The organism is Pseudomonas sp. ICMP 561, assembly GCF_002699985.1.
GTDB lineage: Bacteria > Pseudomonadota > Gammaproteobacteria > Pseudomonadales > Pseudomonadaceae > Aquipseudomonas > Aquipseudomonas quasicaspiana.
In genome coordinates this window covers 249,230-268,176 of record NZ_LKBT01000023.1, presented here as the reverse complement: position 1 = coordinate 268,176, position 18,947 = coordinate 249,230, and the positions used below count along the sequence as shown (strand labels likewise).

The following is an 18,947-nucleotide window of genomic DNA, read 5'->3' as shown; positions in this document are numbered from 1 at the left end:
AGTTCTGATCGCCCGACATTCATTTCTGCCCAGTCGAACCGCCCTGCAACGCATCTTCAAGAAACGCGATAAACGCACGTACCTTCGCATTCAATGCCGACCGTTCTGTGACACACGCATAAATATCCATCGGCTCAGACTCCGCAGCCGCAGCGCCGCGGTTGCCTGAGTCGAACAAGGGCAGCAAACGGCCGCTGTCGATAAGCGGTTGCGCGATAAAGCTGGCCAGCCGGGCAATGCCGCCCCCGTTCAGGGCGATCTGCGTGAGCATGTCGATGTCATCGCAAACAAAACCGGGATTCACCTTCGCCTCGAAACGCTTGCCGTCGAGTATGAAATTCCACGGCAGAAAACGCCCGTCTGTGGGGTAACGAAACACCAGGGAGGCATGGTCTTTCAAGTCCTCTGGCCTGGTGGGCACGCCTTCACGGTCGAGATAAGCAGGCGACGCGCAGAACACAAACGGAAGCGATGCAATACGCCGCGCCACCAACTGATCGCTCAGTTGCGCCTCGATACGAACACTGACGTCCACGCCCTCCAGACGATGATCGACGCGCCGGTCTGCACTGATCAACTCGATGTCAATGCGCGGGTAAGCCGCCTTGAAAGCGGGCATGAGCGGTGCCAACACATGACGCCCGAACGCCGCAGTAGTCGCGATGCGCAGCGGGCCTTGAGGATCAGTGGCGACAGCAGCGGCTTGCGAGGCAAGTTCGATATCGCGCGGGATGTGTCTCACCTTTTCGTAATAGCGCGTACCGCTTTCAGTCAGCGCCATCCTGCGCGTGGTACGCGAAAGCAGCCGCGTGCCGAGGTGCTTTTCCAGCCGAGTGATGCTCTGACTTACCGCCGCCGCACTCATGCCCTGAGCCCGGGCCGCCGCAGCAATGCTGCCCGCTTCTACCACGCGGATAAAGGTGTTGATCAGCCCCAGAATATCCATCGCGTTCCCGATGCCTTATTCGTTGATTTTACTTAACAGTGATTCAAGCATTACGCCGCTACCGGCATCCTCGACGGCTTGCTAGCTTGGCGGCTCTTTTGACAAACAACATTGAAGAGGTTAGCCGATGCCTGCTGGAACCAACCAAAATACCCTACGCCTGCGCTTTCCCAAACGAGCGACGCCTTACATCTTTGCGCTCTACATGGCGACCATCATGGCGTTTCTGATGTGCCTGGTGATCACCCTGGCGGAGTTCGGCTTCGATGAACACTACATGAAGAATGTGATGAATGCGTATCGGGTGGCGATGCCATCCGCATTCATTTGCGTGCTGGTGGTCAGGCCAATGGTTGCCCGGCTGGTGGCGTGGACTGTTCATGGGCATTGATGAGGTTGCAGTATTACATCGATACCTGTGAGAGATTCCATGTAGGATCGCGCAGGCGGCGATCCGGCTTGCGATGTCCTTGTGGGACCGAATTCATTCGGGAAAGCGCCATATCAGACGATACGAAAGCGGCGAATGTACTGGCCCCTTCGCGAATGAATGCCCATAGAAACCACGCAAATCCGTAGGACCGGCTTTAGCCGGGAGAACGTAGGGACATTCGCTAAATATCCTTCGACAGAAATACCGCCCTCCCGGCTAAAGCCGGTCCTACGAGGTCCGATCAAGGTCGAGAGCGAATATGAAATCTCCCCTAAGGTTCTGTTTAGCTGGATGGCAGCGCGATTCAAGGGGCAGAACGGTTGCGATCTACCGACGCCCCTCTATCAACATCCGCATCGCCAGCCCCGCGAGTACTGTGCCCATCAGCCAGCGCTGTACGACCTGCCAGAAAGGCCTGCCCACAAAAAACGCAGCGATTGAGCCAGCCATAATGGCAATCGCCGCGTTGACGGTCACGCTGATAAAAATCTGCGTAAAGCCCAGCACCAGCGATTGCATCAGTACGCTGCCGTGGTCGGCAGGATCAATGAACTGCGGCAACAACGACAAATACATCACCGCCACTTTAGGATTCAGGAGGTTAGTGATGAAACCCATCATGAACAGCTTGCGTGGGCCGTCCTTGGGCAGATCCTTGACCTGAAAGGGAGAGCGCCCACCGGGCCGGACTGCCTGCCAGGCCAGATACAGCAAATACAACGCCCCGCCGATTCGCAGGGCGTCGTAAGCATAAGGAACGGCCATCACCAACGCGGTGATACCCAACGCAGCGAGAACCATATAAACGACAAAGCCCAATGCTACGCCGCCCAGAGAAATCAACCCGGCTACCCGGCCCTGGCAGATCGAACGCGAAATCAGGTAAATCATATTCGGGCCGGGGGTCAACACCATGCCAAGTGAGATCAAGCCATAGGCAACCACGGTGGACAGTTCGGGCATGGTGTCGCTCCTTGAGAATGTTCGGAGCAAGATTAAGCCGCGAAAAGTAAAGATGTTAGACACAGATTCAAGAACAAAACGGCATACACAGACCCGTCACATGTATCCGGGAAGTCGGCAGCGACGACGTTATTTCAAGCAGAAGTATTCAGATCAGGGCTGAATTATTGATAACCTTTGCGCCCTGTTAACGAACCATTGCGAACAAGGAAAGCTCGTGTGATTACCTGCCACGTGAAGTACCAGATTGATCCGTACCAAATCCCTGCCTTTGAAATCTATTCCCGCTTATGGATACGGTTGGTAACGCGCTTGGGCGGGTTGCACCATGGCTACTTCCTTCCGGCAGAAGGTGCCAACAATATCGCCTGTTGCCTGTTCAGTTTCCCAAGTCTCTCGGACTACGAGCGCTATCGCAAAGAAGCCGAAACCGATGCTGAATGCATTGAAGCGGTGGCACTGGCGACAGAGAAAAAATTCATTGTCAGCTACGAACGTAGTTTCATGCGTCCCGTGCTTGATTGACCCCAACAAGACGGGCAATACAGCCTAAGGACACCGAATGCTCATTGTCTTCAGCGGTCTTCCCGGTACCGGTAAAACAACCATCGCCCGCGAACTCACCCGCCACATGCGTGCGGTTTACCTGCGAATAGATACGATTGAACAAGCTATCCGAAACTCCGGCGAACTTGCTCAGGATGTCGGTCGGTGCGGGTACATGGCTGCGAATGAACTTGCGCTGAGCAACCTGCAATTGGGCAGTTCGGTTATTGTTGATTGCGTTAACCCGGTCATGGAAAGCCGTAAAGCCTGGAACGAAATTGCCGCACGGGCTGGCGTTCAGTTAGTCGATATTCAAGTGGTGTGCTCGGACAAACGAGAGCACCAGCGTCGGGTTGAGAGCAGAAAAAGTGATGTACCGGGGCTGACCCCGCCCACCTGGAAGTCTGTGCTCAGTCATGAATACGAAGCGTGGAATGAAACTCCGTTTACTGTGGACACAGCATTGATGTCCCCAGTGGAGGCAATCGCAATCATCACCGGAAGATTTTTATCAGGCCTGAGCAATGAACCGGACAACAGCTAATCAACAGGCACTTCAATAAGGAATTTATAAATGCTGACAGGACAATGTCTGTGCGAAACCGTGGTTTTTTCCCTCAAGACAGAGCCGCTGTATTTCTACCGATGCCACTGCTCCCTTTGCCGCAAACAAACAGGCACCGGTTATAACTGCGCGACGATCGTTCCTGAATCCGGCTTCCAGTGGGAGGCGGGACAGTCTGAAATCAACACATGGCTCAAACCCAGCGGCTACCGGAATGATTTCTGCAAACACTGTGGCTCGACCGTTCCCAATGCCTTGCGTGGCAAACCATACATGTGGATACCCTTGGGTCTTCTGGATTCGCAAGTCCACGCCATGAAGTGTATCGGCGACTACTGCCTGAGCGACGCCATGCAATGGGATACGTTGAAGTCTGAAAGCACGTTTGATAAATCGCCGGAATCCTTGGAGTCGCTGCTTTCTGCTCTGCGTGTTGGATATTAATAATGTCCTTCAATGGATAGCTTTTATCGGATAGCTTTTATCGGAGAACTTTTATTGGAGAGCTTTCATGCCACCTGTTTTAGCTGCCGCCCAATGCGCCATTCAAGCAGGCGATATCAATTCAAACGTGAATCTGCACATCGAGTTTATGCAGTGCGCCAGTGAGCACGGAGTAAATCTTCTGGTTTTTCCCGAGTTGTCGCTCACCGGATATGAACCCACTCTGGCCGATGCGCTGATGCAAGATGTGGACAGTCCGGTTCTGCTCCCCCTGCGTCAACTCGCGCGGGAGACCTCCATGACCACTGTCGTCGGTTTACCGCTGCGCATGCCAGGCCATGAAAAGCCCTTGATCGCGGCCTTCATCCTCCATGGCGAAGGCTCGGTCGGGGTCTATACCAAACAGTATTTGCACCCTGGCGAAGAACAGTATTTCAGTGCAGGTAACGGCGGCGATTTGATAAACATCGCGGGCTTGCCCATCGCGCTGTCGGTGTGCGCTGATTTCAGCCATCCAGAACATCCGTCGGCAGCAGCCAGACAAGGCGCTCAGGTTTATGCCTCAAGCGTGCTGATCGGTGAAGCAGGTTATCCACGAGACAGTTCGCTGCTGCAAAGTTACTCCCGGCTCCACGAAATGGCCTTACTCATGGCCAATCATGGTGGGCCTACAGGTGGCTGGGCAGCGGCTGGGCGAAGCGCGTTCTGGGATGAAAAAGGTGTCTGCGTTGCTTCGACGTCTGGCGTGGGAAATCGCCTGCTGGTCGTTTCCAGGCAACTGCATGGCTGGCAGGGCTTCGAAACTGCGGTCGAGTGTTCTGATTGAGTCTCTGCGCACCTTTGACGGCACATTTTCAGCCTGTAACACCCCGACGAATATAGTAATGATCAAACTCGCCGCTTTCTAAAAACTGAAACCCGTGGCGCATGTAAAACCGGTTCGAGGCGCTCTCTTTCAGCGCCCCGACTTTAATCGGCAGCCCCAAAGCATCCGCCTCTTCGAATATCAGCGACAGAACCGCAGAGCCTAAGCCCAAACCTTGCGCGGCCAGCTTCAGGTACAGGTGATCAAGCACCAGTTCATCATCGTGCCGCTTGACCACGACAAAACCCACGCGCTCTCCAGCCAATTCGATATAGCGCGTATCCCGTGCATCAAAAGCGCTGGCAAAACGCTCGCGAGCACGCACCGGATCAAAGCGCCCTACCCGTTCAAGACTTTCGCGCATGGCTTCAATCCGGATGGCGACGAGATCATCGAGGTCAGTTTGTTGGGCGGGGGCCAGAGTTACGTTGGGACGGTGGTCAGTTGTAGCGAGCATCATTTGCACGCCTCTTTCATGGCGGGAGTTATGTAAGATTTTCTACGTAATCACGAACTGCTTCAGCGCAGCCATCATTGCAATCACCAACACAGCAAGCCCAATCGCAGACGTCCATTCAGACTGAAGGGTTTGGGTAAACCAGGACCCTTTAACAGGGTACTTTCCCAGTGTGAAAATCTTTACCACTGGCCAGCCCACAGGAAAGCAAATGGTACGAAAAAAGACCTCAGCCAATATTTCCATCATCATCGACGCGCCTTGAATGACTTAATCAACCTGCGATGGCGATGTGTGGGTTGATTATCAAACTCCGCCTCACTGCCATCCCGGCTTCGCATTCCACGGATAGCCGCGAACACCGTAGCGCCGTGTGTCAGCGTCATCAAGGTTTGCCTGATGACAGAAAGATATCCATGCACCACTCGTGGTGTCATCAAGCCCCGCCAGCCATTCGCTGACCTGGGCATTCAGCGCATCCGCATCGCCGTACATCATCCAGAGTTCAGTCAGATCGATCTGAACCACTGAGCCATGCAACTGGCTGGCAATGAACGCCTCCCACTCAGCCACACTGGTCGCGCTGTCAGCACCTAATGCCGCCTGAAGGTCCTGCCTTCTTGAGCTGTAAGTCTTCAGGGCTTTCTCGGTGGACGCAAAGCAAGTCAAAATCAGCTCGCTATCCAGCTCACCCGCATCGTTTTCGCAATGTACAAGAACGTTGACCAAGTCATCCGAATCGAACAACGCCAACCACAAAATTGGTAACTGATAACTGGCGGCCAGCAAACAGGCATCCTCCAGTTCTGCAGCCAGGGCGGGTTCGGATTGGCTGTGATTCATCAAGTAAACTCGATTTGCCATTTACAACTCCTTGACCAACGTCCGCAAATGGATTGGAAGTCTGTTCGATCAATCTGACGTGGTCAAACCAGCGCTCGCTTTATCCAGATACGGCGCCTATGACTATGAAAGCAGAGTTCCGGCACTTGCCCCGGATAATCGTTGATTCCGCGGTGTAGCGAGCCTGGACTGCAAGCTTACTGCGCCTCTGAACCGTAGCAGATCGCTCAGCGTCCCTGACACAGCATCGTCTCGCAGCAAAAATTGGACCTGTAGGAGCGCACGAGCAGCGCGAGGCCGCGATAGCGGTGTATCAGACAAACCGCCATCGCTGCCTCGCAGGATCTCGTAGGACCGGCCGGGCGGCGTCTGGACGACGGGTGATCTCCTACAGAAAAGCATTCAAATCAGGTGATTGCGCTCCGCGCACTGTGAGGTATTGACCTGATGCTTTACGGCCACCACCCCTAACCTTGAACCACACCAGCAGCCTGCAACGCCTGTATGTCCTCATCGCAATACCCTAACTCGCCAAGCAGTTCAGCGGAATGACTGCCAAGCTCGGGCACGTTGAGGCGTGTACCGAAACGTTGGCCATCCATTTCGAACGGTAACATCGGTACTTTCACGTCAGCGCCATCCGGGGTCGTCAACGCCGCCATGCCGCCCGATGCATTCAGGTGATGATCTTCAAACAGGTCCTCCGGGCGCTGAATGGGCGAGAACGGCAAACCCGCCGCTTCGCAGCGCGCCATGACTTCGAGCTTGCTCATGCCGCCCAGACACTCGCGTACAGGCGGCAGGATGTCGTCACGCGCTTGTACCCGCTGGTTGTTCAGAGCCAGCGTCGGATCCACGGCCCACTCTTTGAAACCGAAGGCCTTGCAGAAGCTTTGCCATTGGCCGTCGCTGACGACGCCGAGAAAAACCTGTTCATCGTCGGCGGTGGTGAATACGTCGTAGATCGCCCAGGCCGAGACCCTATTGGGCATCGGTGCAGCGGCCTTGCCCGTGACGACTTTCTGCATCATGTGCTGCGCAACGAGGAAGGCCGAGTTTTCGAACAGACCGGTCTGCACAAACTGCCCCTGGCCGGTGGAGTTGCGCTGATGCAGAGCAGCCAGAATTGAAATGGCGCTGAACATGCCGCCCATGACATCGTTCACGGAAGCCCCGGCCCGCAAAGGCCGACCGACTGGCCCGGTCATGTAGGCAAGCCCGGTCATCATCTGCACCACTTCATCGAGTGCCGGTCGTTGGTCGTAAGGTCCGGGCAAAAAACCTTTCATTGAGCTGTAGATGATCGACGGTTTGATTGCTTTGACCTGCTCGTATCCCAGCGCCAGTTTCTCCATGGCACCGGGACGAAAGTTTTCGGTGACGACGTCCGCACTGGCGATGAGCTTACGAACGGCCGACATCCCCTCTTCGGTTTTCATGTCGACGGCAAAGCTTTTTTTGTTGCGGTTGTAGGTCATCCAGTAACCGGCGCCAGAGCCACGCAAGCGCCGCGTATTGTCCCCCGATGGCGCCGGTTCAACCTTGATCACCTCTGCGCCGAGGTCAGCGAGGACCAGACCGCAGGTTGGCCCCATGACCATGTGTACGAACTCGATCACACGAATACCTGCGAGCGGCAGCGCCTTTTCAGTCGTCGGTTGCATGTTCATTGACCCTTGCTTGCATAATGAAAATTCTTGCCAACACCGGCGTCAGGAATGAACCCGTAAAGCGGCTCACCGGGCAGCCCTTTATGCAGCCACTCGCGCGCGGCAACCAGACGATCGATGTCGACGCCAGTGCGCAGGCCCATGGATTCGAGCAGGTAAACCAGGTCTTCAGTGACGATGTTCCCCGATGCGCCTGGCGCGTAAGGGCAACCGCCCAATCCGCCTTGAGAAGCGTCAATCGTGGTCACGCCGACATCAAGCGCGGCCACAACATTGGCCAGTCCCTGCCCTCGGGTATTGTGAAAATGGGCACTGCCCGCGACCGGCCCCAGTTCGTTGCGCAAACGGCTGAACAACTGGCGAACCTGGGTCGGATTGGCATAGCCCACCGTGTCGGCCAGCCCCACCTCATCCACCCCAAGTCCGGCCATGGTCACAGCCATACGAATGACGTCATCGGCGGGGACCACGCCTTGCAAGGTGCAGCCAAATACAGTCGAAAGCCCCGCCTCGATCAAGACGTGCGGGTACTGCTGATCGCGTAGCGCAACGACAGTGCGGACTTCTTCAATAACCTGCGCATGGGTCTTGCGAATGTTTGCCAGAGAGTGGGGTTCACTGACCGAAATCGGCAGGGTGATCTTTTGCACCCCGGCGTCGAACGCGGCCTGCGCGCCTTTTAGATTGGGCACCAGAGCGGTGACGAATAATCCCGGCAAGGTTCGCGCATGAGCGACCAACTGTGCGGCATCGGCCATCTGTGGCAGCAGCTTGGGCGATACGAACGAACCGATTTCAATTTCACGTAAACCGGACGCCGCGAGTGCCGTGAGCCACTCGATCTTGAGCGCGGTCGGCATGCTTGCCTTGACGCTTTGCAGCCCGTCACGAGGGCCAACCTCGCTGATCAAAATATCGATGTCGTGATTGTTGTGCATGAACATGACCTCGGATGCAGGCCATCGGCACAGGGCCGATGGCCAATGCTTTAGTGCAGGATGGAAAGCGCGCCAATCAGCAGCGACATCACAAACATGACGCCCACGGTGCCCACCGACCATTTGAAGGAAATACGCTGGTTGTTCGCATAATCGACATCCAGCAAACCGCACAGCAGGTAAGTCGATGCAACCAGAGGGCTCAACACATGCACCGGTTGCCCGATCAACCCGGCGACAGCCATTTCCATAGGCCCGATGCCGTAATGGCTGGCGGTCTCGGCGAGGATCGGCAGGATGCCGAAGTAAAACGCATCGTTAGTCAGTACGTAGGTGCCCGGCATGCTGATGAACGCAGTGATCAACGACATGTACTGCCCGGCCCACTGCGGGATGACGTAGATCAGGCTCTCTGAAATGGCCTTGATCATGCCGGTACCGGTCATGATGCCGACGAAGATCCCGGCGGCAAAAATCAGCAGCGAGACCAGCATGACGTTGCCCGCATGACGCGAAATCAGGGCTTTCTGGTCTTCGATTTTCGGGAAATTGACCACCGCGCCAATACCGAAGGCCAGCATGAACAGAATCGGCAGCGGCAATACGCTCATGACCATGCAGGTAATCAGGGCAATCGTCAGCACAGCGTTGAATGCGAAGCGCCAGTCGCCGGGTGAGGACTCTTTGAAGTGATCCATGCCCTCGCCTTCGCGTAACTCGATCACACCTAAACGACGCTTCTCCATGCGCCCGAGCAGAAACGCAACAAACACAACCCATGCCACGGCCGCCAGCATCATCGGCAGCATTTCCATGAACAGGTCGGCGACGTCCACGTGCATGGCGCTGGCGGCGCGCGAAAATGGCCCGGCCCAAGGCAACATGTTCATCACGCCATTGCTGAGCAACAACACTGTCGCCATGACTTGCAGGCGAATCCCGGTGCGCCGGTAAAGCGGCAACAGCGCGGCCGTGGTGATGATGTAAGTGGTCGCACCGTCGCCATCCAGGCCGACGCAAATCCCCAGAATGGCGCTGCCGATCACGATTTTCTGCGGGTCGCCCTGCACCACTTTCAGGATCAGTTTGACCAGCGGGTTGAATAGCCCGGCGTCGGTCATCATCGAAAAGTACAGGATCGCAAAGGTCAGCATGATGCCGGTGGGGGCAAGCATCTTCACCCCGTCGATCATCATCGGGCCAAGCCCCGCAGCGAACCCGCCGATACAGGCGAATACCACCGGCACCAGCATCAATGCCACCAAGGGTGAAAGACGGCGGCTCATGACCAGGTACATGAAGCAAATGATCATCGTATAGCTGAGGATCGTCAGCATGGGTTCCCTCTTTTTTTTAGTTTTATCTGGGTGACTTTTTTACAGATGCGAAGCGCCAGCTACAGGCATGGATCGCCCGTGCAGGGGTTTAACGAGAGTCAGTGAAAGGTGCTCAGACCGGCAAGCCTTTGGCGCGCAGCAGTGCGTCGAAGCGTTCCGGGTCGGCAGTGCCAAGGCGATTGGTTTCGCGGATCGCGGCCTCTCGCTCAAGATGGGCGATGGCTTTGGGCAGCAGTGCCGCGACATCCACCTGCGGCACTGCCAGCACGCCGTCTGCATCGCCCAGCATCAAATCGCCGGGCATGACGCAAAGTCCGGCGCAGGCAATTGGCACATTGATTTCGCCGGGGCCATCCTTGCTTGGGCCACGGTGGGTATGCCCCGCTGCGAACACCGGCAAGATGCCTTCGGCCAGCTCTTCAAGATCACGCACCGCCCCGTCGATCACAATGCCGCCGAGCTTTACTCGCAATGCCGTGGTGCGGACCAAGCCACCAATCACCGCCTGGCTGATATCGCCCGCACCGTCGATAACCAATACATCACCGGGCTGCACCATCATCAGCGCCTTGTGCACCATCAGGTTGTCGCCGGGGCGAACCCGCAGAGTGAACGCTGGGCCACACAATTTGAGCGATAGATCGCCGTGATAAACGTGCAGGCCTCTGGCGCCGATGCCGCGCCCCAGGCAGTCGCCCGCCACCGCCACAGGAATGTTTCGGAAGGCTTCGATCAGTTCAACATTGAGGTCGCCGTTACGCGGATTGATGCGGTAGCCGGTTGGCCAGTCATTGAGAGCAGAAGCGGTCATGGTGAATCTCCAGTCAAAGGGAAAGCAGATCAGCGTTGACGCATGAAGTACGCGGCACAGGCTTGCCGTCGAGAAAGTCCAGAACGTTGGTAGCAGCGTCCCGGGCCATTGCAGCCAGTGCAGCCGGGGTCGATCCGCCGACATGAGGAGTCAGCACGACGTTATCCAGATGCAATAAGGGACTGTCGGACGGCAAAGGTTCGATGGCCATGGTGTCCAGACCTGCCGCATACAATTGACCGCTGCGCAGCGCATCAACCAGCGCGGCTTCGTCTACCACTTCACCGCGAGCGGTGTTGATCAGAACCGCGCCTGCGGGAAGCATTGCCAACTCGGCAGCGCCAATCAGGTTTCGGGTCTGTGCAGTGAGCGGCACGTGCAGGCTCAGGACATGGCTTTCACTGAGCAATGCTGCCAGCGAGTCAACGGCCACAGCGCCCTGCAGATCGCTGCCGGTTTTTAGAAACGGATCGTAGACCCGCACCTGCATACCGAGGGCCTGACACACCGTCGCGACTTTGCGCGCCACCTGACCAAAACCCACGAGGCCCAGCGTGCGCCCGCTCAACTCCAGCCCGTCCTGCGCACGGGACCAGCGACCGGCGCGGATCTCGCTGTCCATCCAGCTGACTTTGCGTGCCGCGGCGAACATCAAGCCCAGGGTCATTTCACACACCGACTGCGCGTTGGCACCGGGCGTGACGTAAACCGGAATGCCGCGGGCACTGGCCGCAGCAACGTGGATATTGCTGACGCCAACGCCGTGTTTGGAGATGACTTTCAGGGTCGGAGACGCGGCAATCGCCTGCTCGCTCAGCTCGAAGGTCCGGGAGATCACCGCATCGATCGGTTCGCTGGCCATCAACCGCTCGATGTCAGCGACCTCCTGCCCGGCGCGAACAAACAACACCCGGCAGCCGCGCTGCGTAAGAATGTCCAGTCCAGCTGGAGCCAGGCGCTCGGCGGTGACAAGAATGGTGTAAGTCATACAGGACGCCTTGTTTTCATTATTGGCATCGGTTCAGACATCGACGGGCGATACCTACCGCTATGGCATCCATGGTTAACTTTTTCTTCGTATAAATCTATTTCCGCTTTTTTATTCAACTATGAATTTAATTGATGCAATTACCCGCATTTCGCCCTTGCTGGGGCATTGAGTAACACCTTCGTCCCTGACACATCGCTGTCGAGCAGCAAACACTATCCCTGTAGGAGCGCACGAGCACCGCGAGGCCGCGATAGCGGTGCCTCAGACAGACTGCCATCGCTGCCTCGCGGTGCTCGTGAGCTCCTACAGAAAGGAATTCCAGATCAGGTCGTTGCATTTTTGTTTGATAGAAGCCGCCACGGCATCCCTGACACCACGCTTTAACGCAGCAAACATGGACCTGTAGGAGCGCGCTTGCCCGCGATTCGATCTATCGGCCGATGGATATATCGTCTGAGCTGACGCAATCGCGGGCAAGTTGAAGCGCCGCCCCGGTCGCTCCTGCAGAAAAAGCTTTGAATTCAGATCAAGTCAGATCGGAATGATCAGTGAAAAGGCCCGAGCCTTCGCGCTTGAGCAGATCGACGACGTAAGCGGTGGGTGGCGAAACATAGGCTTCGCGGCGCATGACCAGACCGAAGCTGCGCTTCATAGTGGTTTCCGGCAATTGCACCTCACGCAAGGTAGCGCCAATTTTGCCCACGCCGAGGTTGTGCCTGGAAATGAAGCTCAACAGCGGCGTGTGAGCAATCAGTCGCGGCATCATGTTGATGGAGTTGGTCTGTATCTGAATCTGCGGCGTATCCAGTTGGTGGTTGAAAAAAGCGTTGTCCAGCCAGCGCCGGGTCGCCACCGTGGGTGCTGCCAGCACCCAGCGCCAGTCACACAACCCTGCCATGCTGATCGGCCCCTCGAACAACACATGGTCCGCACTGGCGACCACAACCACTTCATCCTGCAACAGGGCAAACGTTTCGAATTGCGAAACATCGACCGCTGACAGCGGGCAGATCAGCAGATCCAGTTGCCCGGTCCGCAACGAATTGAGCAGGATATCGTTCTGGCCGGTGACCAGCTCCAACGTCAGGTCCGGGGCTGTCTCCAGCAGTAACGACACCAGACTTGGCAGCAGGTATTCGGCGGCTGTAGGTCCACAGCCGAGGCGAACATTTCCCACCGTGCCTTTGGCGAAGTCCTGAATTTCCCGACGGGTTTCCTGCACGCCCTGACGCAAAAGCCGGGCACGCATCAGCAGCAGTTCACCTGCGGGAGTGAGGCGCATGCGCCGCCCTTCACGAAAAAACAAAGCGGTGCCGAGGGTCTCTTCCAGTCGCTGAATGCTTTTTGAAAGCGCAGGCTGGGTGCGATGCAGCTTTTCACCCGCGCGCCCCAGATTGCCAAGATCAGCGATGGTTTCGAAGTAATAAAGGTCGCGTAAATCCATTCATACACATCCACATGACGTTGGTTATTGCATTGCTGCAATTGCACATCACGTCATGATGGCCGGTGTTCAGTTGCGATACGAGAGGAATGTTCAGGGAATGCCTTCGGAGGCCCGGAGCGCTCATTGAAGATTTTAAGAGCCCCAGGATTCGGAATGTTGGCGGGCTGGCCTGCCAACCAAAAGCCGGCAATCAATGCAGCCTTTGCCAGATCATCAAGACTGTAAGGCTTACTTAAAACGCCGATTGACTCAGCTCCCCGCTCGCGGGCGGCGACAATCTGTCCCGTCACAAAGAGAGAAAAAATGCCGTACTGATCACGTAAAACATTCGCGACCTTGATGCCTTCTTCGTTCCCGGAGAGGTTGATATCAACAAACGCAATGTCTACCTGGAAATCCCTGGCAAGCCGCAATGCTTCGGCTTCGTCGTAAGCGGGCCCAATAATCTCATGACCTTCCTCTTCAAGAGCATCAGCGTTCAGCAACGCCAGTATGGGGTCATCCTCGACAATCAAAATCCGCATGGTTTTCCTGAATACGTTAACAGGTGAATTGAAATACACCTCGTTAACTAGATGACTCCCGTGACACCGGACAGTTTCATTAACTATCGAGGGTATCGACGAACTGACTCAGGAGTGTTGGCAGGAGCCTTTGACAGGCTGGCATGTTTGTACGTCAGGCAACGGCGGACCTGGAGACTTAATGCGGAGGGATATACGGCGGAGGGTAAATGATTACTCACGCCAAAGAGATAAAACATCCAAATGCATACCCTCGTATGCAACTAACATTCAAAAACTTAGTTTTGTCAGAATACAGAGGTAAGGGTTGAAACCTGGCGTAATCGCGAGTTCAACCGAATATGGCAGAGACAGTTAAGGATGGCGTCCGTCTGGTCACAATGAATGTGCAGGCGGACGCCATATTGGCTGACCGGTTTTACTGCTGCTTCAGCTTGCGTGTGAGAAATTCGCGGATATACCCGGCCACTTCTGGCGCATGGGTTTCAAGTGCGAAGTGACCCGCGTCCAGCAAATGCACTTCTGCATCCGGAATATCCTTGCGGTAAGCCTCTGCGCCCGGCGGGATGAACGCCGGATCGTGCTTGCCCCAAACGGCCAGCAACGGCGGCTGGTATTTGCGCAAGTACGCCTGAAACGCCGGGTAAGCCGCCACGTTGGTGCGGTAGTCGAGAATCAGGTCCAGCTGGATCTCCTCTGCACCTGGCCGAGCCATATACAGGATGTCGAGGTTGTAGCCGTCCGGTGAAAGTTTCTGCGGATCAGATCCTGTTCCATATTGCCAGTCACGAATCGTCTCCGGCGACAACGAGGGACGGCAGGCCTCGCGATTGGCAGCCGAAGGATCACGCCAGTAGGCTTGCCACGGATCCCATTGATCACTGAAGCCTTCCAGATAGGCATTGCCGTTCTGGGTGATGATTGCGGTCACCTTTTCCGGATTTGCCGCAGCAAGACGCAAGCCGGTTGGCGCGCCGTAATCGAATATGTACAGCGCGTACTTCTTCAGCCCCAAGGCTTCGGTAAAACCCTCGATCACTTTGTAGAGGTTTTCAAAGCTGTAATCGAAGTGCCCTCGCGGCGGCGCTTTGGTGTTACCGAAACCCGGCAAATCCGGTGCGATAAGGCGGTACTGGCTTGCCAGCAGAGGCATCAGGTCACGGAACATGTGGCTGGCGCTCGGGAAGCCGTGCAGCAGCAAAAGCACCGGGGCGTCCTTGGGACCGACTTCGCGATAGAACACCTCTACCTCGCCGACCTTCTGAGTGTGAAACGTAACGCGAGACGCATCGTCGAGTGCCATAACGGTTTTCCTGCTTGCAGTTGAGCTGGAGGATGAAGGGGCAGCGCTCACGAATGAAGCGCCCAGCGCAGCGGCGGCGCCCACAGCAGATGCCTGTAAAACCTTGCGCCGACTGACGCCATTTGCATCGCTGGCTTCGACTGATGGATCAAACTTGCTCATGATCAAAACCTGAGGTGAAAGAACAGAGATCCATGCTATTCGTTACCCCCTCTGCAGAGAATTACCAGCTAACTCAATTAACCATTTCAATTCCTGCAATGCTGATAGCATTCTAGGCAGTCACCTCACGCGGCGAGTGGAACATGGATCGAATTCAGGAAATGACGATTTTCGCCGCACTGGCCGAGCAAACCAGCTTCGCCGGCGTTGCCCGGCACTTTGGTCTATCTACCGCCACAGTGACTCGGGCCGTGGCCAGCCTGGAGACCCGGCTGGGGATTCTGCTGGTGGTGCGTAACACTCGAAACATGCGGCTTACTGAAGCCGGACAACGCTTTGCCATCGATTGTCGCCGCCTGCTCGCCGACCTCGATGAAGCTGAAAACGCTGCGGGTGGCCTGCATACACTGCCCGGTGGACTGCTGACGGTGACAGCGCCTCAGATGTTCGGCGCGCTGCACGTCACACCGCTACTGACCCGCTTTCTCAGCCAATACCCGGCTGTGGAGATCCGCGCGATTCTGGTTGATCGGGTTGTGTCCATGCTGGATGAAGGCATAGATGTCGCGGTGCGCATCGGTGCCCTGCCCGACTCAACGCTGACGGCAATCCCGGTCGGCAGCGTGCGTCGTATGGTCTGCGCCTCCCCTGCCTACCTGGCCAAACACGGCACCCCGCAGCACCCGGACGATTTACGCCAGCATTCGACCATCTCGACATCCGCCTCAGAACGCCCACCGCAATGGGCCTTCCGGGTCGACGGCCGCGACTACAATGTGGACGTCGCGTCGCGGCTCAGCCTGACCTCGTTCCAGGCTGCAATCGGCGCATCCCTACAGAATTGGGGGCTGACCCAGGTGCCGTATTACCAAATACGCGAGTACCTGCGCGACGGGAAACTCAAATGCGTGCTGCAAGGGTTCGAGATCGAGCCAGAACCGGTTCATGTGGTTTATCTGGAAGGCCGCAGAGGGTCTTCGAAGGTGCGTTCGTTCGTGGACTTTTGTGTTGAAGGGTTGAGGAAGGATCTGCGGTTTGACGCGTAGAGTAGATAACCTGATTGCAATTGAAGCAGCGCTGCCGCGAAGTAACCCCAATATCCGTGTGGGACTCTATGTTTGCTTGCAATCCCGTAGGACCGGCTTCAGCCGGGAGAGCGGTACTTCTGACGAAGAATATGTAGTGAATATCCCGACGCCATCCCGGCTAAAGCCAGTCCTACGAATAGCGCGGTGTATGTGGGAGACTCTATGTTTGCTTGCAATCCCGTAGGACCGGCTTCAGCCGGGAGAGCGGTACTTCTGACGAAGAATATGTAGTGAATATCCCGACGCCCTCCCGGCTAAAGCCAGTCCTACGGAATAGCGCGGTCTATGTGGGAGCGAGGCTTGCCCGCGATTCAGCCAACCCGGTAGATCAGGCACACCGCGTTATCGACCTTCGCGGATCGTCGCCCACTCGCGCCAGCAAATTACGCGTTTGCTACGAGACAGCGCTGCGCCAAAAACGGGCTACCCCTCGCACAGGAAAATCTTCTACTCATTAAATTATGTTTTTAGCGAACAAACGGTTTTCATGGGTTTCATTTTGAAAAGTGAAAAACGTCGACCCCAGACATTCGTAATCTTGCCGAGGATAAAAACCCAGCGCCCGCTCATTGCCAATCCAGACCGTGGCCCAAAGCAGTGAAGCACCTCCAAGCCGCGCATATTCTTCGGCGCTTTGGAGCAATGTGTAGCCCACGCCTCGTCCGGTAAACCTTTCCTGTACGTACAGACGTTTCAACTCCGCAGCACTCGAATCGCCAATCAGTTCATGATCAGTTCGCAAGGCAACCTGTGCGAAGCCGACAAGATGATGATTAACCTCGGCCACGACGATCAAAGTGTCAGGCTGGGAAATGATCTTTGAAATCGTATCCGGCAAGAAGGCATCAAGCGCTTCCTGAGCAATTGCGTCCCGGATTCCTTCGGTGGCATACGTATCGAGAAAAACCTGCATGCCGAGCACACCGATAGACAAAGCGTCCTGTGGGGTGGCGGCACGGGTGGTGACTTGAGTGCTTTGGGGATTAGTCATTTAGATGCAGTGCATAGGTTGGAAAAGCTTGAGGGATCATGAATATTCAAAGAGCCGAAATATCGAGATTCAAACGGCGAACCTGACCTCATGCGCTCTTGAAGGAGCAATCACTATAAGTCATGCAGGGCTAGCCGACTCATAAGCGCATCAACCGAGATGAGCTCGCCTTGCTCTTTGTCCCGAGATGCCAAAGCCATGAGTTTGATCAACGCGATGGCTTCATCCCGGTGCTTGCGCGCTGCGCAGGACTCAATCACATAGGCTGGAAGACCATGCTTCGTTATTACAATCGGCTCGGACACGTCCAGCGTCGCCGCGTTTTTCCTCAGGTAGCTGATGGTTTCAAACCGCATACGCAATTGCATCCCGGTGTTCGTGAATAAGTTTTATGGCCTCTCGTAGCATTGATTCCGACGGCGAGAATAACCAATTGTAGGAGCTGCCGAAGGCTGCGAAAGCGGTGTGTCAGTTTTTACCGATTCGCAGCCTTCGGCAGCTCCTACAGAGAGCGCGCGGATATCTTAAACACCCAAAAAACCAACATGTAATACATATCTAAAGCCATACAAAAAACACCCGATGCTAGCGTGATTTCTCATTCACGCTAATCAGGATTCACCGATGTACGCTATCGATTACAACAGTTACAGAGCCACCAAAAGCTTCAACCACCGCACCCGCTTTCTGGTGATGCACTACACGGCCTGTAACTTCCAACAATCAGTCGCCGCACTGACCGGTCCCTCGGTCAGCTCGCACTATCTCGTCCCCGACCCAAGCGATAAAACCTACACCGATGCGGGTTTCACCGACATGCGCATCTTCAACCTCGTCGCTGAAAGCGAACGCGCCTGGCATGCAGGCGTCAGCGAATGGGCGAAGCGTTACAACTTGAACGACACAGCCATTGGAGTAGAAATCGTTTATGTGGCTACCGAAGACAAAGGCGTTTTCACCTTCCCGCCCTATAACTGCACGCAAATAGACGCAGTCAAAGAGCTGGCAAAGAACATCCTCCAGCGTTACCCGGACATATCGCCGGTTAACGTCGTCGGCCACAGCGACATCTCCATCGGCCGTAAAAGCGATCCCGGTGCCGCCTTCCCCTGGAAAGAACTTCACGATGCCGGAATCGGCGCGTGGTATGACGAAGCAACCAAACAAAATTATCAAACGCAGTTCAGCAGCGCCCTGCCCGCCAAAGCCGAAATGATCGCCAAACTAGGCCGTTACGGGTATGACCCAACTGCGGCGATGACTGACAGTGGGTACAAAAACCTGATCCGGGCATTCCAGCTGCATTTCCGCCCGCAAAAATATGACGGCGTGGTGGATGCTGAAACAGCGGCAGCGCTGTATGCGTTGGTGGACAGGTATTTTCCGAAGAAGGTGACGAAGCAGATCTATGTTTAGGAGATTGAGCCCGGAGCAGATGCGTGCTTGCCTTACGACAAGGCGGCACATACTAATGCCGAAAGCCAACCCCCTGTTTCTCGTCGAGAGAACCAAGGACAAATGACATCAGGCACCACGACTCTTAAGTAATAAACATAGTGGCGGGACAGCATGAAGCAAGACGAGATAAGCCGCATTATTCTCACGAATAGATGCGCTAGAGAT

21 protein-coding genes are annotated in these 18,947 nt (G+C 55.8%); 7 read left to right on the top strand and 14 right to left on the bottom strand.

Annotated elements, in window-relative coordinates; genetic code table 11:
* Positions 1 to 19 precede the first annotated feature (19 nt).
* A complete protein-coding gene (locus AO242_RS17490) occupies positions 20 to 946 on the bottom strand; it encodes a LysR family transcriptional regulator (protein WP_099269710.1) in 927 nt (308 codons plus the stop codon).
* A gap of 127 nt (positions 947 to 1,073) precedes the next feature.
* On the opposite strand from AO242_RS17490, the gene AO242_RS17485 reads away from it, so the two are divergent.
* On the top strand, positions 1,074 to 1,337 hold the full coding sequence (locus tag AO242_RS17485) for a DUF2798 domain-containing protein (RefSeq protein WP_099269709.1): 264 nt from the start codon (positions 1,074 to 1,076) through the stop codon (positions 1,335 to 1,337).
* Between the two features lie 369 nt (positions 1,338 to 1,706).
* Here AO242_RS17485 and AO242_RS17480 read toward each other — a convergent pair whose 3' ends face one another.
* Complete coding sequence (locus AO242_RS17480; RefSeq protein ID WP_099269708.1) at positions 1,707 to 2,342, bottom strand: LysE family translocator; 636 nt, start codon at positions 2,340 to 2,342, stop codon at positions 1,707 to 1,709.
* A 219-nt stretch (positions 2,343 to 2,561) separates the two neighbouring features.
* Between AO242_RS17480 and AO242_RS17475 the strand changes: the two genes are divergently transcribed.
* The 4 genes from AO242_RS17475 to AO242_RS17460 all read left to right on the top strand — a co-directional run bounded on the left by AO242_RS17475 (position 2,562) and on the right by AO242_RS17460 (position 4,723).
* On the top strand, positions 2,562 to 2,867 hold the full coding sequence (locus AO242_RS17475) for an NIPSNAP family protein (RefSeq protein WP_099269707.1): 306 nt from the start codon (positions 2,562 to 2,564) through the stop codon (positions 2,865 to 2,867).
* Between the two features lie 37 nt (positions 2,868 to 2,904).
* Positions 2,905 to 3,432 carry an AAA family ATPase gene (locus tag AO242_RS17470; RefSeq protein ID WP_099269706.1) on the top strand — a complete coding sequence of 176 codons (528 nt, stop codon included), beginning with the start codon at positions 2,905 to 2,907 and terminating at the stop codon, positions 3,430 to 3,432.
* Positions 3,433 to 3,462: 30 nt separating this feature from the next.
* On the top strand, positions 3,463 to 3,897 hold the full coding sequence (locus AO242_RS17465) for a GFA family protein (RefSeq protein ID WP_099269705.1): 435 nt from the start codon (positions 3,463 to 3,465) through the stop codon (positions 3,895 to 3,897).
* Between the two features lie 67 nt (positions 3,898 to 3,964).
* Entirely contained in the window at positions 3,965 to 4,723 is a 759-nt protein-coding gene (locus AO242_RS17460; RefSeq protein WP_099269704.1) for a carbon-nitrogen hydrolase family protein, read from the top strand.
* 28 nt (positions 4,724 to 4,751) lie between these two features.
* On the opposite strand, the gene AO242_RS17455 is transcribed toward AO242_RS17460, so the two are convergent.
* The 10 genes from AO242_RS17455 to AO242_RS17405 all read right to left on the bottom strand — a co-directional run bounded on the left by AO242_RS17455 (position 4,752) and on the right by AO242_RS17405 (position 15,083).
* Entirely contained in the window at positions 4,752 to 5,222 is a 471-nt protein-coding gene (locus AO242_RS17455; protein WP_373562230.1) for a GNAT family N-acetyltransferase, read from the bottom strand.
* Between the two features lie 315 nt (positions 5,223 to 5,537).
* The gene (locus AO242_RS17445; RefSeq protein WP_099269703.1) at positions 5,538 to 6,083 is read right to left on the bottom strand and encodes a hypothetical protein; all 546 of its coding nucleotides are present in this window, start codon (positions 6,081 to 6,083) and stop codon (positions 5,538 to 5,540) included.
* 446 nt (positions 6,084 to 6,529) lie between these two features.
* Complete coding sequence (locus AO242_RS17440; protein WP_099269861.1) at positions 6,530 to 7,726, bottom strand: CaiB/BaiF CoA transferase family protein; 1,197 nt, start codon at positions 7,724 to 7,726, stop codon at positions 6,530 to 6,532.
* A gap of 2 nt (positions 7,727 to 7,728) precedes the next feature.
* The gene (locus AO242_RS17435; protein WP_099269860.1) at positions 7,729 to 8,670 is read right to left on the bottom strand and encodes a hydroxymethylglutaryl-CoA lyase; all 942 of its coding nucleotides are present in this window, start codon (positions 8,668 to 8,670) and stop codon (positions 7,729 to 7,731) included.
* Positions 8,671 to 8,720: 50 nt separating this feature from the next.
* Complete coding sequence (locus AO242_RS17430; protein ID WP_099269702.1) at positions 8,721 to 10,007, bottom strand: CitMHS family transporter; 1,287 nt, start codon at positions 10,005 to 10,007, stop codon at positions 8,721 to 8,723.
* Positions 10,008 to 10,119: 112 nt separating this feature from the next.
* Positions 10,120 to 10,818, bottom strand: a complete 699-nt coding sequence (locus tag AO242_RS17425) for an RraA family protein (protein ID WP_099269701.1) — start codon at positions 10,816 to 10,818, stop codon at positions 10,120 to 10,122.
* Between the two features lie 13 nt (positions 10,819 to 10,831).
* Positions 10,832 to 11,806 (bottom strand): hydroxyacid dehydrogenase, encoded by a 975-nt coding sequence (locus tag AO242_RS17420; RefSeq protein WP_099269700.1) that lies wholly within the window; start codon positions 11,804 to 11,806, stop codon positions 10,832 to 10,834.
* A gap of 529 nt (positions 11,807 to 12,335) precedes the next feature.
* Positions 12,336 to 13,253 carry a LysR family transcriptional regulator gene (locus AO242_RS17415; RefSeq protein ID WP_099269699.1) on the bottom strand — a complete coding sequence of 306 codons (918 nt, stop codon included), beginning with the start codon at positions 13,251 to 13,253 and terminating at the stop codon, positions 12,336 to 12,338.
* Positions 13,254 to 13,306: 53 nt separating this feature from the next.
* Positions 13,307 to 13,780 carry a response regulator gene (locus tag AO242_RS17410; RefSeq protein WP_099269698.1) on the bottom strand — a complete coding sequence of 158 codons (474 nt, stop codon included), beginning with the start codon at positions 13,778 to 13,780 and terminating at the stop codon, positions 13,307 to 13,309.
* 418 nt (positions 13,781 to 14,198) lie between these two features.
* A complete protein-coding gene (locus AO242_RS17405) occupies positions 14,199 to 15,083 on the bottom strand; it encodes an alpha/beta fold hydrolase (protein ID WP_099269859.1) in 885 nt (294 codons plus the stop codon).
* Between the two features lie 305 nt (positions 15,084 to 15,388).
* Between AO242_RS17405 and AO242_RS17400 the strand changes: the two genes are divergently transcribed.
* Complete coding sequence (locus AO242_RS17400) at positions 15,389 to 16,291, top strand: LysR substrate-binding domain-containing protein (protein WP_099269697.1); 903 nt, start codon at positions 15,389 to 15,391, stop codon at positions 16,289 to 16,291.
* Between the two features lie 496 nt (positions 16,292 to 16,787).
* Here AO242_RS17400 and AO242_RS17395 read toward each other — a convergent pair whose 3' ends face one another.
* Positions 16,788 to 17,324, bottom strand: a complete 537-nt coding sequence (locus AO242_RS17395) for a GNAT family N-acetyltransferase (protein WP_176560649.1) — start codon at positions 17,322 to 17,324, stop codon at positions 16,788 to 16,790.
* A gap of 113 nt (positions 17,325 to 17,437) precedes the next feature.
* Entirely contained in the window at positions 17,438 to 17,680 is a 243-nt protein-coding gene (locus AO242_RS17390) for a prevent-host-death protein (RefSeq protein ID WP_099269857.1), read from the bottom strand.
* A 268-nt stretch (positions 17,681 to 17,948) separates the two neighbouring features.
* Between AO242_RS17390 and AO242_RS17385 the strand changes: the two genes are divergently transcribed.
* A complete protein-coding gene (locus AO242_RS17385; RefSeq protein ID WP_099269696.1) occupies positions 17,949 to 18,740 on the top strand; it encodes an N-acetylmuramoyl-L-alanine amidase in 792 nt (263 codons plus the stop codon).
* Positions 18,741 to 18,947 lie beyond the last annotated feature (207 nt).